Consider the following 14806-nt stretch of genomic DNA (forward strand, 5'->3'; position numbering starts at 1 on the left):
GGCGCGGCTTACTTGCCGGTTTTGCGTCGCGCCATGTACGCGAGGTAAGCGACGACCTGGTCGAGTTCCCGGTCGCTCAGCTGATCGGGCGGAAATGCCGGCATCACGCGGCCCGGCCAGTCGCGCACCGATGCCGGATTGCGAATGTAGCGGCGCAGCGCGGCGGGCTGGAAGTAGTCGACCGGATTCATCGGCGCGTTCAGGTCGGGGCCGGCGTGGCTGCTGCCCGCGCCGTCGAGGCGGTGGCACGCGAGGCATTGCGTGACGAACAGCCGCTGGCCCGCGCGGGCCGGATCGTTCGCCGGCAGTGCCGGATCGACGGCGAGCGACGGCCAGCGCGCGAGCGGCGACGATTCGATCGTGATGCGCACGATCTGATACGGCCACTGCTCGCCGCGCACCGACGATGCGTCCAGCCCCAGCCACACGAGATAGAACGGCCCCGCGCCGACCTGCTTGCCCGGCAGCTTCGGCCACGGGTGCGCGGGGTCCTCGATCGCGAGCCACGCGACGGCGCCGGCCGGCGCACGGCGGCGCGCGAGATCCAGCGGCAGTTGCGCGGCGAAACCGTCGGCCGCGCGCGTTTCGAGCACGCCGTCCGCCGGCAGCGGCGTGTCGCCGAGCAGGGCGGCGAACGGCACCGCGCGAAACGTCATCGGCCGGCCGTATGCAATATCGCGCGGCACGTGGATGTCCGTCGCGTCGGCGCGCGCGAGCAGTGCCTGGCGCGTCAGGACGCGAGGCGTGCCGTCGGTCTCGAGTTCGAGCGAGCCCTGTGCGGACGCGCGCGTGGCGATCAGGCACACCGTCAGCAGCAACAGCGAAAACCACTGGCGCTTCAGCATTCGTTCTCCGTGGGGGGCGTTCCGGCGGCGGCAGGGGGGCGAGCGCCGCGGCCGATGGATGGAATCGGGCGACAGTCTATCCGGTACGGGTGGCGCTGGCGACTTTGGCGCGGGAACCGGGCAGGTGCGAGGGATCGGGCCGGCCTGCTGCAGCGAGCCGACTACCGGGCCGGCCGATGCGTACCGGGGGATCGCACTGCGCGATTCGGGTAGCGGCGCAACCGCATGGATCGATCGCGTCGAGCGGGATCGACGTGCCCGGTCGCCGTCATTGCGACGGACACTGCGCGTCGGCCTTCGGCAGAGGTGTTTCCCGTGCTGTGTCGAAATCGGCCTCACGTGCTCCGGACGGCGTCAGCGATACGAAATGCATCGTTCCGCCGCGTGCCGGGAACCCGGCGATGCCGGTCGGGCCCCACGGAATCGGCGAGCGCTGCACGCCGCTCACCGACATGCCCGTCGGCGAAAGCGCCAGCGTCAGCAGCCGCCCGTCGCGGGTCGGCACGTACGCATGCGTGCCGTCGACGCCGATCCCGGCCTCGCGCACCGACGCCGGCAGGCAGTCGAGCGTGGCGAGGCGCCGGCCGCCCGGATCGATCAGCATCGCGACGCCGCGATTGTCCGCTGTCGTCGTGACGACGACGAAGCGGTCGACCGCCGGCACATAGGCGGACGAATACGCGTAGTACTGGATCGCGTCGTTCAGCGGCCCGAGCATGTCGAGTTTCGCGGTGACCGGATCGAACATCGCGAATTCGAGCGTCGCGTCCGTGCTGCCTTCGATGTATTTCTGCCAGACCAGCAACGCGCGGTGCGGCGAGCCCGCGACCACGGGCCACCATTCGCGGCGATGCGGCGCGACCGGCACATGATTAACCACGCGTCCTTCGGCATCGTAGGTTTTCACGTAGACGCCGTTGCCGGTGCCGAGGTTGTCGACGCCGCCGCCGTCGATCCAGTCGGCGGAATAGAACACGACGAAGCGTTCGCCGACCGCGGCGACGTGCCCCGAGTGGCCACCGGCCTCGACGTCGTTCGGGTAGGGCTTGATCGGCTTCAGGTCGCGCCGATAGACGCCGTATCGCTGGCTGACCACCTGCGGCGTGTTCCAGCCGTCCTCGAACGTGACGAAGATGTCGCCGCGCGGATTCTGCGCGATCGACACGGGCTCCTGCGCCTCGGGGCGGCTGATGAACGTATGGACGCGCAGCAGGCGCGGTTTGCCCGGCAGCCATTCGCCGACGTATACGTCATGCGGCCAGTTGCCGTTGCGCAGCGCACCGCGCGGCACGATGCCCGAACTGCTGAAGAACACCCAACGCCGGCCGTTGCCGGCGTCGGCCACGCCGATCCCGTGCATGAAGCGCCGCGGGTCGCCGCTGTTCTGCGGTGATGCGGGCGCCTGCACGGTGACGGTGTGCACGACCGGCGCGCTGGCCAACGTGCGCGGTGCGGCGACGGCGCAGCACGCGCCGCAGAGCGCCGCGGTCGCGACGCGCCACGCGGCAGCGCGCCGTGCCGCGTTCGGGCGCGTGACCGTGGCTTGCGCCACGAACGGCTTCCGTATCACTCGACGGTGACCGATTTCGCGAGGTTGCGCGGCTTGTCGACGTCGGCGCCGCGCGCGCAGCCGACGTGATAGGCGAGCAGCTGCAGCGGAATCACGTTGACGATCGGCGACAGCGCGTCGCCCGATTCGCGCACGCGGATCAGGTGCGTGTCGCGGTCGGCATCGATCTCGAGATGATGGCCCGCGAGCACGTACAGCCGCCCGCCGCGTGCGCGCACCTCGGCCATGTTGGACTTCAGCTTCTGGAACAGGCGGTCGTCCGGCGCGATCGTCACGACCGGCATCGCGCTCGTGACGAGTGCAAGCGGGCCATGCTTCAGTTCGCCGGCCGGATAGCCTTCCGCATGGATGTACGACACTTCCTTGAGCTTCAGCGCGCCTTCCAGCGCGATCGGATAGTGAATGCCGCGGCCGAGGAACAGCGCGTTCTCGGTGCGCGCGAACTTCGCGGCCCAGCCCATGATCTGCGTTTCCAGCGCGAGTGCGTGGCCGATGCGGTCCGGCAGTTCCTGCAGCTTCTTCAGGTGCATCGCGACCTGCGCGGCGTCGAGCCGGCCGCGCAGCTGCGCGAGCATCAGCGTCAGCAGGAACAGCGAGACGAGCTGCGTCGTGAATGCCTTGGTCGACGCGACGCCGAGCTCGATGCCGGCGCGCGTCAGGAAGCAGAGCGGCGCGGTGCGCGCGATCGTGCTGGTCGCGACGTTGCAGATCGCCATCGACAGGTCCTGGCCCATCCCGCGTGCCCGTTCGATCGCGCCGATCGTGTCGGCGGTCTCGCCGGACTGCGAAATGCCGACGACCAGCGTGCGCGGATCGGGCACGGTCTCGCGGTAGCGGTATTCGCTCGCGATCTCGACCTGTGCCGGGATGCCGGCGATGCCCTCGAGCCAGTATTTCGCCGTCAGGCCCGCATAGTAGCTGGTGCCGCAGCCGAGCAGCAGTACGCTCCGGGTCTTCGACAGCAGCGCACGCGTGCTTGCGTTGCCGCCGAACAATGCGGGCGAGATCGTGTCGATGCCGTCGATCGTGCTGGCGATCGCCTTCGGCTGCTCGAAGATCTCCTTCTGCATGAAGTGCTGATACGGGCCGAGGGCGGCGTCGTCGTCGCGCGCCTTGACCAGGCACAGCGGGCGCTGTGCCTCGCTCCCGATCGAATCGACCACGTCGATGCGTTCCGGCGTGATCAGCGCGACATCGCCGTCTTCCAGGTAGACGAAGCGGTCGGTCAGGTCGCCGAGCGCCGCGCAGTCGGACGCGAGATAGTTCTGGTCCGCGCCGATGCCGATCACGAGCGGCGAGCCCGCGCGCGCGGCGACGAGCCGCTGCGGTTCGCGCGCACTCAGCACGGCGATCGCATACGCGCCGTGCAGCCGCTTGACCGCGCGGACGACGGCATCGAACAGGTCGTCGCGATACATGCTGTGGATCAGGTGCGCGATCACCTCGGTGTCGGTCTCGCCGCGGAACGTATAGCCGCGCTCCCGCATCTCGGCGCGCAGCGCGTCGTGGTTTTCGATGATCCCGTTGTGTACGACCGCGATCGTGTCGCCCGACATGATCGGGTGCGCGTTCATTTCCGACGGCGCGCCGTGCGTCGCCCAGCGCGTGTGCGCGATGCACGTCTGCGCTTCGAGACCAAGCGTCAGCACGCGGTCCTGCAGGTCCGCCACGCGGCGCAACGTGCGTTCGCTGCGCAGGCGGCCGTCACGCAGCACGGCGATGCCGCACGAGTCGTAGCCGCGATACTCGAGCCGGCTCAACGCATTGACCAGTTGCGGGACCTGATTTTTCAGGCCGCTTGCTCCGACGATTCCGCACATGATTCACCTCGTCTACAGGAAATTGCCGGCCGGCGCGTGACGCGCGCCAGCACGATTTCAGGAGCGGTGTGGCGCGTCGCGCGGCACGTCTCCGGTGACCTATTCGCGGGGTTGCGGTCCCGCATGCACGACCCATTCGATGCCCGAGATCGAGCCGTTCGCATCGTGCGACGCGACGAGAATGCGCGTCGTGCGCCGCGCGCCGCGCCGGCGGGCGCCCGCGAGCGCGGTTGGCGGCACCGAGCGCATCTTCACGCCGGCCGAACGCCGCAGCATCTTCGACGCGTGCAACCGGTACGCGAGCGGATGCACGACGCGCCCCGCGATCAGCCACATGACGATCGTGCCGGCGATCAGCGCGATGCTCGTCACGTAGAACACGATCTGCTCGATCGGCATCTCGGCCTGGTTGAACGGCAGCAGGTAGCGATACGTGTAGATGCAGATCGATGCCCATACGCCGCCGACCAGCGCGGGCCGCACGAGGCGGAACCACACGACGAGCACGGGCCCGACGATGTTGCCGCGCTCGGCGATCAGTTCGCGCGGCGCGCGCAGGGAAAGGTCAATAATCGGCGCGTTCTTCATGTTGAATACCTCGGTCGGGACTGACCCAAACGGCGCGCTTGCCGCGGCCCCGCAGTACGACGGCGGGCAGGGCGACGACGGTGGTGATCATGCTGATCAGCCAGAAGGCGACGGGGTACCAGATGGTGTCAAGGAAATACATCAGGAGTTTTTCGTCGTAACGACGATCGATCATGCAGCCGATGATCAATTGCAGGATGCAGGTCGCGACCAGCAGCATCCCGTGCCAGTGCGGCACCACGGACACATGCCAGCTCGACGGAAGCGGATAGACGACGTCGATCAGCGCGAGCAGCAGGATGAACGACATCGAATAGGCCCACGCGATGCCGATCAGGTACTCGGCGAACAGCGGCCACATCATCATCTGCGTCGGCCGGGCGAGCGTGCGCGCGTACTTGAGCAGCACCTGGATGCCGCCCTTCGACCAGCGCAGCCGCTGCCGGTAGAGCCCCTTCAGCGTTTCGGGCATCAGGATCCAGCTGAGCGCGTGCGGCTCGTACACGACGCGCCAGTCGCGGCACTGCAGCTTCCAGCTGATGTCGATGTCCTCGGTCAGCATGTCCGAGCTCCAGTAGCCGACATCGGCGAGCGCGGTCTTGCGGAACATCGTGATCACGCCCGACACCGTGAAGATGCGGCCGTACACCTGCTGCGTGCGCTTGATCAGCCCGACGATGGACGAGAATTCGCCGACCTGCATGCGTCCCAGCAGCGACGTGCGCGTGCGGATGCGCGGATTGCCGGTGACCGCGCCGACGCCCGGATCGGTCAGGAAATGCTCGAGCATCCAGCCGATCGCGTCATGCGCGAGCAACGCATCGCCGTCGATGCAGAGCAGGTATTCCGCGTTCGAGACCGCCGCCGCGGTGGTGAGCCCGACCGCCTTGCCTTCGTTGCACGCGTGATGGATCACGAGCAGCCGCGGAATCTCGACGGCCAGCTCGTTGAGGATGTCGCCGGTGCGGTCCTTGCTGCCGTCGTTGACCGCGATGATGTCGTAGTTCGGGTAGTCCATCGCGCTCAGGTGACGGATCACGCTGCGCGCGTTCGCCGCCTCGTTGAAGCACGGCACGACGATCGAGATCTTCGGGATCCCGCTCGCGGCGATCGTGCGCGTCGACAGCTCGCGGCCTTCCTCGAGCAGGAAGTAATGAACGACACCGCCGATCATCCATAGATACGACATGAAGAATGGATAGTAGAAGACGAAGTCCTGCAGGCGCTGGATGATGCCGTGGGTGGTCATGGCGTCTTGGTCCCCTGTGCATGCTGCATCTGCATCAGCGCGTTGATCGAGGTCGGATCGAGGCGCGACTTCAGCGACATCACGTCGCGCATCGCGTCGAGCTCCGGCTGGCCGTTCAGGAAGTTGTCGGGGTAGTAGCCGAAATTCACCGCGCCCTCGCTGCGCAGCCGTCGCATCTGCGCAAGCAGCGTGCCCGCCGGCACTTGCTTCTGCGCGTGCCAGTCGTACGACTGCAGTTCGAACACGGTGCGCTGCAGCCCGCGCTGCTTCGCACGGACGGCCCGCACGAGCTGGTCCAGCCAGCCGTCGGGATCCTTCGCCTGCTCCATGTACGGCATCGCCATCAGCGCGACGTAGTCGTAGTGGGCGAGGAAGTCGTCGTAGTTCTGCGCATACCACGCTTCCGATTCGGGCTTGAGCACCGGCATCGCGAAGATGTTGCGCGCGGTCAGCACATCGCCCACGTTCTGGTGGGCCAGCACGATCTGTTCCAGCTGGCGGGTCAGGTCGGTCAGATAGCGCGACTTCTGGCGCGTCCAGCGCTTCATCAGGTCGGGGCTCTCGCGGATCTTGCCGACGTCGGCCGGCAGCCCCCACTGCGAATAGGTGCGCAGCGCATGCCGGCCCGCATCCTCGTAGTCGTCGAGCACGGCGTCGTCGCTGAACAGGATGCCGCTGAACGACGCGTGCTTGCTGAGATCCTCGTAGATCTGCTGGATCATCAGCCGCGCATCCGGATCGAACGGGCTCAGCCGGAACACGCGCGTGCCGTTCTCGCGGGCCGGTGCGCCACCGTATGCGCTGACGGCCTCGAGCCCCTGATGCTTGTCCGGCGGCGGCCTGAACGCGAGCACCGGCATCCACGCGTACACCTGCACGTTGGAGCGCGTGTTGAGCTGCCAGGCGGCGCGCGAGAACAGGTCGGCGCGCATCGGCAGGTGCCGGTTCGGGAAATACACCGCCTCGGCCACGCCCGTGCCTTTCGGGTCGGCATAGGCCTGCAGGTACACCGATTTCGGCTGCATCCGGTAGATGCGCTCGATCAGCTTGCCGAGATTCGCTTCTTGCCGCGCGGGATCCGGATCGTAGACCTGGTCGAGATCGACCTGCACGATGCGCTCGGGCACGTCGACGTCGCCGCGGTTCGACGCCGGCTCGCGCATCGAGCGCTCGAACATGCCGATGTCGACGTCGTACATCATCAGGATCCGCCTCAGCCGGTCCAAAGGCACGTCCGGCGTATTCGGGCCGGCATCGAGGCTGAACTGGATGTCCATGCCGAGCGACGTCGATATCTGGCGCACGGGCTGGTTTTCCGCGCCGTATGGCCACACCATCGAGCGTGCGACGATGCCGGTGCGTTCGCGGATCTGGCGCACGCATGTCTGCAGATCGTCGTGCACGCGCGTTTCGAATTCGGCGTCGGTTTCATAGCGTTTTTCGTCCTGCAGGTAGAGGTGCGACGTGGTCGCCGGCAATTCGTTGCCTTGCGGATTCGCGACCGCGCCGTGATGAAGGTTGTGGGTATGGCAGCCGAGCTCGACGAGGTGCGACTGGCCGACCTTCTGCACCTCGTCCCACGACATGAAGTAGTCGCGCGGCACCTGGACCTTGTCGCTGATGCGGATCGGCGCATCCAGCGGCGCATCGATCCAGGCGGTGACGATGCCCATCACGGCCGGATACTTGAAGCGCTCGAGCAGCGGCAGCACTTTCGTGTAGTGGCTGCGGTAGCCGTCGTCGAACGTGAGGAGCACCGCGCGCGGCGGCAGCGGCTTGCCGCCGTGCCGCGACTCCTCGATCTGCTTGACCGTGATGGTGTGGTAGTTGTTGGTCTGCAGCCACGAGAAGATCGCGGTCAGCGTGCCGGTATCGACCGCGAACGGGTCGACCATCGCCGACCGGGAGGTGAACGACGCCATCAGGTTGTCACGCACGTCATGCAGGCAGATCACGCGAAACGTCTTGCCGTCGGCCGGATCGGACGGCGGCAGCAGGTCGATCATCTTGGCATTGGTCACGCCTGGGAACAGCGAACAGGCGGTGAACGTGCCGAGGCATCCGCACATGAAGGTCCGTCTGGTTTGCATTGCGCGATCTCCTTGCTAGAACGGCAGGTTGACCGACAGGAAGCCGGTTTCGGAGCGCTCGCGCTGGCCGTCGTACGCGTGGCTGCTGACCTCGACGCCATAGCTCAGCGTGATGTCGTGCTTGAAGGTCCACGCGTGCTCGAGGCGCGCGCTCCACAGCGGGCTGGTGCCGAAGCCGCGCTCGTTGTACACGCCGCCCGACACCGACAGGCGCTGCTGCAGCCCCATGTCGCCCTTCTTCCACAGCGTCAGCTGATGCATGATGGTCGCAGCGGCCGCGTAGTCGCGGCCCGGGCTGAAGTAGGGCGCGTCCTGGCGCGTATTGCTGTCGGTGCCGAGATCCAGCGAGATGTTGACGAGCTGGTTGGCGGCCGTGTACACGCGCTGCGTGGCGGTCGCGGCGATCTCCTGGTGCAGGTTCGAATCGCTGTAGCGGCTCACGCCGTAGCTCAGCTTGACCTCGCGACGGTCGTTCTGGCGATACACGACCGAGATGTTCGCGGAGCGGCCCCAGATGTGCGCGGCGTACGCCTTCCACGGCAACGAGTTGTCGTTGGTGTCGAGCGCGCCGGAGACCGTCCAGTAGTCGTTCAGCGCGTACGCGATGGACCCGCGGCCGCCGGTCCGGCCGTCGCCGCCGAGGGAGCGCGTGACTTCGCCCAGCACGGTGAGCGGTCCGTGCCGGTAGTCGCCGCCGACGCCCGTGCGCGTGCGGCTGACGCTGCCGCTGTCGGTTTGCGCATGGCCATAGAACGTGTGCGAGAAAACGCGCCAGTTGTCGCCGAACGGCTGCGAGTAAATGTAGCTGTCCGACGAGAAACTGTTGTCGGCCAGTGCGCTGTTACCGTGCTCGAAGCTCAGGTCGGTCGTGAATATGGGGCTGCGGTATGCCTTGTAGTCGCGCTTGAAGCCGCGCACGGCGCCGCTGTCCGGAAACACGTTGTCCAGGGTCTGGTCGACGCTCTTCGCGGTTGCGTAGTCGTCCGCGACGAGCGATGCGCGGCCGAGGCCCGCGAGCATCTCGACGCTGTCCGGGTGATCGGTCAGCGATGCGCGATACATCGCGATCGCCTGGCGCGGATGCGACTGGCCCGACACCGCGTCGGCATGCGCGGCACGGATCTCCGCGTTGAACGGCACCTGTTTCTCGAGCGCTTCGAGCGCGGCGATCCCTTCGTCGACGTGGCCCGTGTAGATCAGGTATTGCGCGCGCAGCCGGTAGTAGCGCAGATAGTCGCTTTCTTCCGGGCCGTAGTTGCGCACCTCATTGGCCGGCGGCAGCGACTTGCCCATGTCGTCGAGCACCTGCTTCGCGTCCGCCGCGCGTGCCCGGTCGACGTACGACCAGAACAGCCCTTCGCGCAGTTCGATCGGACGCGTGCGCGCGCCGTACTGGAAGCCGCGGGTCGCGCGGTCCGTCGGCGACGCGGTCGCCTGCTGCAGCGCGCGCTGGTACACGACGTTCGCCTTGCCCGGTTCGCTCAGGTACAGGTACGCATCGCCGACGGCCGCCAGCGCGTCGATCGAGATCTCCGCGTCGGGCGGAATCGTCTCGAACGTCGCAACGGCCGGCCTCATGTCGCCGCGCGCCGCAAGGGCGACCGTGCGGTCGCCCGCGAGCGCCGTCCTCACCGGCGAATACTCGGGCGTGGCCGGCATCCGCTTGTCGAGGTCGTCCGCCGCGCGCAGCGCGCTGTCGAGCCCGTCGAAGCGGTCCGAACTCGTCATCGAGCGCGACTTGTCGCGTCCGCCGCGCACCTGCTGGCGTATCGACAGTTCTTCGAGCTGTGCGATGTCGACGGCAGAGAACGCATCGGGTCGTGCCTTCGCTTCTTCGAGCGCCTTGATCGCGCCGCCGCTCGCGGCGAGGCCGAACACGTCGTTGCGCACGGTCGCGACGTCGGCGGTACGGAGATTCGGCGCCTGGGCATTCGGCGCTTCGACGTCAGGACCTTGCGAGGGTTGCGTCGCCGTGCCCGGCAGTTGGGCGCCGGGCGTCTGCGAATTCGGTCCCTGGGACGACGGCGGTTGCGCGCCGGGCGTCAGGGTAACCGGTACAGGCGAGTTCGGCATCGGGGTGCCGGATGCCTGCGCGGTTTGCGTCGGTGCGTTCGGCGGCGGGTCGGTCGCGGCCTGCGGCGGGGTGTCCGAGGGGGACGCGCTCGGTGCCGGCGAATGAGATGCAGGTGCGTCGGCAGTCGTGGAAGCGCCTTGCGGAGGTGCTTCGGGCGGCTGGGTGCTCGCGGGCTGCGCGATCTGGATCGGCGCGTCCGATGCAGGCGCGACCGGTGCCGGCGCATTCGGCGGCGCGGTGTCGGATGCCTGGGCAAGTTGCATCGGCGCATTCGACGCCTGAGCGTCTGGTGCCTGCGTAGTCGGCGATCGCGCGCCCGGCGCCGGTTCACTCGGCTGCGCCGCGTCCGGCTCCACCACGACCGTGGTCGGCATCGCCTGCGGTTGCGGGTCCGACGCCTGCGCGATCTGCATCGACGCATCGGATGCCTGCGCGATCGGCGTCGGCGCAACCGGGGGCAGGGTGTCCGGACCCTGGGCGAGCCGCATCGACGCCCCCGTCGGCTGGATGTCGGGCGGCAGGGCGTCCGGCGCGCCGTGGGTCCCGGCGATTTCGGTCGCGCCGCGGGGTTCCGTGTCGCCTTCGGCGGCAAGGCAGGGGCCGGACGCGACGAGCAGCAACAGCAACGGCGCGTGCAGGAGGATCCGCCGGTCGGGCGGAGCGACGGTGGAACATCGTTGTTGACGATTGTTGGCCACGGTAGTCCTCACTCTGAATCGATCACATCGGTTGCACGCCCGACGATGCTCGTCGCCGGCCGTCACGCCGCCGGGCAGCGAGGCCCGGCGGCATCCGGCCGGTTCACAGGCGGTTGCGGATCGCTTGTCCAAGCAGCGCACGCGATTCGCTGTTCTTCGGGTCGATCGCGAGTGCCCGGCTCGCGTTTTGCTCCACGCAGTTCCATTCGTCGATTCGTGCGCACCAGCGCGCCTTGGCCAGGGCGCGAGCACCTTCCAGATCGTCGTGCGTGACGCGCGTGGTCTCCCTATGTGCCGTGTCGGCGATATATGACTGCGGTTGCCGTCGCGGCGCGGGGTCGGTGTGTTTTTGCATGCGCGCGAGCGACTGTGAACGTGACGTCCGGTGCGTGTCGCCGGGACGTGCCGCACGACCACCGCTGGCCGATGCGGCATGTGCGTTCGCCGCGAGCGTCGTGGACGGCACATGCGCGGCGCGCGCATGTTTCGCGGCGGAGCGGGGCGTCGTTCGTGGCGGCACGGTCGGTTCCGCCGCGGCCGACAGGGCGGGTGTTGCCGGCGCATGCGGCATGACCGGTGCAGAAGGCGTGAGCGGCGCGGCCTGCGCGACCGTCGAGGCGGCACCGGAGGCGTCGGCCGTCGCGGCCGCGATGGCCTTGCGATAGTTTCCGACGGCAGTGCCGATCATGCCGGCGATGTCGCGCGTCATGGTTGCATGGCCGACCCCCACGTCCCGCTCGACGTATGCGAAAGCACCGAAGATCGCGGCAAATGCAACGATGCTGAGCGCCGCACTCTTTCCCGGGCCCCAGGAGGGTTTCGGCTGCCGGACGGGCGAGCCGTCCGGTCGTTCTGCACGAGTCATTCAATCCTCCTCGATGCAATGGATTGCCGTGCATGACGCGATCGCGCGCGGCGCCGGCCCGCGCATTCGACTGGCGTTCACCACCGCAACTGCGTGGCGAGTGTGCCCGTTTCGACGACCGCGAACTGGGTGGCTCCCTGATAAGTCCCCTCGACCCGGTAACTTGCATCGGGCACGCTGAACAGACAGCGCGACCCCGTTGCCTTGAATTCGACGAGGACGCGTCCATGCCGTCGCAGCCGTACCTGCACGTTCGACAGCGGTTGCCCGTTGGCGCCCGATACGAACGACACGCCGAGGTTGTACGGACGGCCATCGGGGGGAAGCGGCGCGGTCCCGTCGATTCGCGCATCGCCGCAGATATACGAAATCACGTATCGCCCGGGGCTGGCCCCGGACGCAGGCGTGTCGGTCGGGGTTTGGGGTTGGGCCACGGCATGGATGCAGAGTGCGGATACGGCGACGCCGATGAGCGGGCGCGCGTGCTGCTTAAACGAGGAAGACATTGCAACCTCCGTCCGGAATCGATGACAGTGCATTTATCCCGAGTCGAAATTAACGATGTTCTTTTAGCGACAAGCTATTGATACACGATGGGTTTTGAACAAGCAATTGCGTGTGGCTGGAATGGGACGGGCTTTAAATGTCTTATTGAAGGAGGATTTTGGAGGTTGGTTTAACGCTGAATAAAGTCAATATTGCAGAATATGATTATTGCTCAGCGGTAGCGATGACCAAACGGAAATTTTCCGACGAAAGTGGTGCCGAAGTTCATGCCGAAAAATAACGACTGATAAAAGGAATTTTTGCCTCTGTGCTCGAGGCATTGCGATGACGGCCGGTGCACAGGTCGGAAAATGCGAAAAGAGGGTGCGACGTTTTTGGTGTGGGTCGGCATTACATGCGAATAGAAAATTTTGATTTGTTCTGTAACAGGGTATTTCCGTAGTATAAATCGGCAAGTTATCCGGTGGTATTGCCGAATTGAGCGAAAAGTACAGCATGGATACGCAAACGTTTGCCTTTTAATTTCGATTCATCAAGTGTGCGATATTGATTCGAATATGAATCGGGAGCGAAAAATGCTGCGCGGGCAGGCGCGGGTTTTAATGGCCGGCGCGACGCGGTTTGATCCGTGCCGCGCGCCGGCCTTCTAGCACGTGAGTACGTGAGGGTGTGTTATCGGCTGCCGCCGGCGCTGCGGCGCGCGAGGCGCACGGCCGGCGCGACCGGATCGGCGGCGATCGCGGCGTCGGCCGCGGTGCGCGGCCGGTTCATGATGTAGGTCCACAGCTGTTCGGCCGCGAGCCCGCGCTTGCGCGCGGACCGGTACAGGCGAATCTCGAGTTCGGTGATCCAGTCCGCCGATCCCGCACGGACGAGCGAACCTTCCGCGAGCTCCTTCGCCACGCAGCTTTCCGGCAGCCAGCCGATCCCGTGCCCGGCCACGACCATCCCCTTCAGCGCCTCGGACATGTGCGTCTCGAAGCACCGGTGCAACGCATACGATTCGGACGCGTTCAGCAGCAGCATCTCGACGACGTTTCCGAGGAACGCGCCCGACGAATACGCGAGGAGCGGCAGCGGCGCATCCGGCGTGCCCGGCAGTTCGAATACCGGCTTGCCGCGCGCGTCGGGCGTCGACACCGGCAGGATCCGTTCGACGCCGAGCGTGACGAACGGGAAGTGGTTCGGATCGAGCACGATCGGCAGCTGTGGATGGTGATAGCCGAGCAGCAGGTCGCACTCACCCTCGACGAGCTGCTGCACGCCTTCCGGCACGTTCACCGCGTTGACGCGCGCGGTCACGTGGCCGACTTCGCCGTTCATCTGCTTGAGCCATTCGGGGAACAGCGTGAACACGAGCGTATGCGCGACCGCGAAGCGCACCACCTGGTCGCTTGCCGCGAACTGGTCGTAGCCGTTCACGAGGTTGCGTGCCGCGTACATGCTGCGCAGGATGTCCGCGGCCAGCCCGCGGAACATCTGCCCGGCCGGCGTCAGCGCGATCGGGTTGATGCTGCGGTCCACCAGCTTCGCGTCCATCCACGTTTCGAGCGCGGCGATTCGTCTGCTGAATGCCGACTGCGTGAGGTGCCGATGACGCGCGGCCCGGGAAAAGCTCTTGGTATCCGCAAGGCTCAGGAAATCTTCCAGCCACTTCGCTTCCATTTCGATCTTCGCTTTTTATGGTCGGGCGCCCACAGGGCGGCGGCGCCGATTCGCTGCACGAACCTTCTAGCGTACCGTGCCTCGTGCACAAGCAGCCGATGTTTTTTTTCGATTGGTGTCAGTCGAAATATGCATGAGCGTTGTCGGCGGCATTACGGCTGCATAAGTTTGAGGCGCCGGACCCGGCTAACCGGTTAGTTCACCGCGTCGAACGCCGGTGCGGCCGCAGACGGTACTTCCCCCAGGGCCGACCGCGCAGGTTGCGTGGCCGGCCCGCCTTCCCCGCAGTCCGTTGCGACGGTCCGGCGCGGTGCCATCCCGGCCGAAAACGGGAATCGAAACGGGGATCGGGAAGCTGAAGCAGCCAGGGCGAACGGTGTGAGGGCACGATTCGCCGCGAGGCGCACGGTTGGCGCGGGCCCAGATTTGTGCAGTGCAGATTGCACATTCGTGACACGCGGGGGAACTATGGTCGACAGATGCGGCATCGGTCGCGCGCACTCACGGCGCGTCGACGCCGCTGATGGCACCGTCGCTGCACCGTTGTGGTGCGGCATGGCGCACGAGCGTGCGTGGCACGGCGCAAAAAGGGGGGAATCGAGCGGATAGCGCAAGGCACGTTCCTTGCGAAGCAGATGTGACGCCGGTCCGGCATGCGCAATGCCGGGGAGAACGATGGAGAACAATTCGATGAAACCGTTCGATGAAATGTTGCAATCCGGCGATATGGTGAGGGCGCCTTACGCGCGCCTCAAGCAGTGGCTCGACACGCAGAACCCTGCCAGCCTCGCCCAGAAGGCCCACGACGCGGAAGGCGTGTTCCGCAGGACAGGCA

The 14806-nt window shown here is 66.6% G+C and carries 10 protein-coding genes and 1 pseudogene; 1 reads left to right on the forward strand and 10 read right to left on the reverse strand.

Annotated features, from left to right (window positions below):
• Nucleotides 1-8: 8 nt before the first annotated feature.
• The 10 genes from DIE23_RS01385 to DIE23_RS01435 all read right to left on the reverse strand — a co-directional run bounded on the left by DIE23_RS01385 (nucleotide 9) and on the right by DIE23_RS01435 (nucleotide 13971).
• On the reverse strand, nucleotides 9-845 hold the full coding sequence (locus tag DIE23_RS01385; protein ID WP_124610454.1) for a cytochrome c: 837 nt from the start codon (nucleotides 843-845) through the stop codon (nucleotides 9-11).
• 268 nt (nucleotides 846-1113) lie between these two features.
• Nucleotides 1114-2397, reverse strand: coding sequence for a hypothetical protein (locus tag DIE23_RS01390; RefSeq protein WP_124610455.1), 1284 nt, complete (start codon nucleotides 2395-2397; stop codon nucleotides 1114-1116).
• A gap of 14 nt (nucleotides 2398-2411) precedes the next feature.
• The gene (gene glmS, locus DIE23_RS01395; RefSeq protein WP_124610456.1) at nucleotides 2412-4235 is read right to left on the reverse strand and encodes a glutamine--fructose-6-phosphate transaminase (isomerizing); all 1824 of its coding nucleotides are present in this window, start codon (nucleotides 4233-4235) and stop codon (nucleotides 2412-2414) included.
• Nucleotides 4236-4334: 99 nt separating this feature from the next.
• Entirely contained in the window at nucleotides 4335-4823 is a 489-nt protein-coding gene (locus DIE23_RS01400) for a Biofilm PGA synthesis auxiliary protein PgaD (protein WP_124610457.1), read from the reverse strand.
• The gene (gene pgaC, locus DIE23_RS01405) at nucleotides 4801-6072 is read right to left on the reverse strand and encodes a poly-beta-1,6-N-acetyl-D-glucosamine synthase (protein WP_124610458.1); all 1272 of its coding nucleotides are present in this window, start codon (nucleotides 6070-6072) and stop codon (nucleotides 4801-4803) included. Before pgaC ends, DIE23_RS01400 begins: the two co-directional genes overlap by 23 nt.
• The gene (gene pgaB / locus DIE23_RS01410) at nucleotides 6069-8162 is read right to left on the reverse strand and encodes a poly-beta-1,6-N-acetyl-D-glucosamine N-deacetylase PgaB (RefSeq protein ID WP_124610459.1); all 2094 of its coding nucleotides are present in this window, start codon (nucleotides 8160-8162) and stop codon (nucleotides 6069-6071) included. The genes pgaC and pgaB overlap by 4 nt, the downstream gene beginning before the upstream one ends.
• Nucleotides 8163-8177: 15 nt before the next feature.
• Nucleotides 8178-10934: a poly-beta-1,6 N-acetyl-D-glucosamine export porin PgaA gene (pgaA, locus tag DIE23_RS01415; protein WP_124610460.1), complete on the reverse strand. Its 2757-nt coding sequence runs from the start codon at nucleotides 10932-10934 to the stop codon at nucleotides 8178-8180.
• Between the two features lie 103 nt (nucleotides 10935-11037).
• Nucleotides 11038-11799, reverse strand: a complete 762-nt coding sequence (locus DIE23_RS01420) for a hypothetical protein (protein WP_124610461.1) — start codon at nucleotides 11797-11799, stop codon at nucleotides 11038-11040.
• Nucleotides 11800-11876: 77 nt separating this feature from the next.
• Nucleotides 11877-12305, reverse strand: a complete 429-nt coding sequence (locus DIE23_RS01425) for a hypothetical protein (protein WP_124610462.1) — start codon at nucleotides 12303-12305, stop codon at nucleotides 11877-11879.
• A gap of 673 nt (nucleotides 12306-12978) precedes the next feature.
• Nucleotides 12979-13971 carry a LysR substrate-binding domain-containing protein gene (locus tag DIE23_RS01435; RefSeq protein WP_124610464.1) on the reverse strand — a complete coding sequence of 331 codons (993 nt, stop codon included), beginning with the start codon at nucleotides 13969-13971 and terminating at the stop codon, nucleotides 12979-12981.
• Nucleotides 13972-14661: 690 nt separating this feature from the next.
• Here DIE23_RS01435 and DIE23_RS01440 point away from each other — a divergent pair.
• Nucleotides 14662-14806: pseudogene (locus tag DIE23_RS01440) on the forward strand (circularly permuted type 2 ATP-grasp protein); the annotation flags it as partial.

Origin of the sequence: Burkholderia sp. Bp9143 (assembly GCF_003853645.1) — a bacterium.
Classification (GTDB): domain Bacteria; phylum Pseudomonadota; class Gammaproteobacteria; order Burkholderiales; family Burkholderiaceae; genus Burkholderia.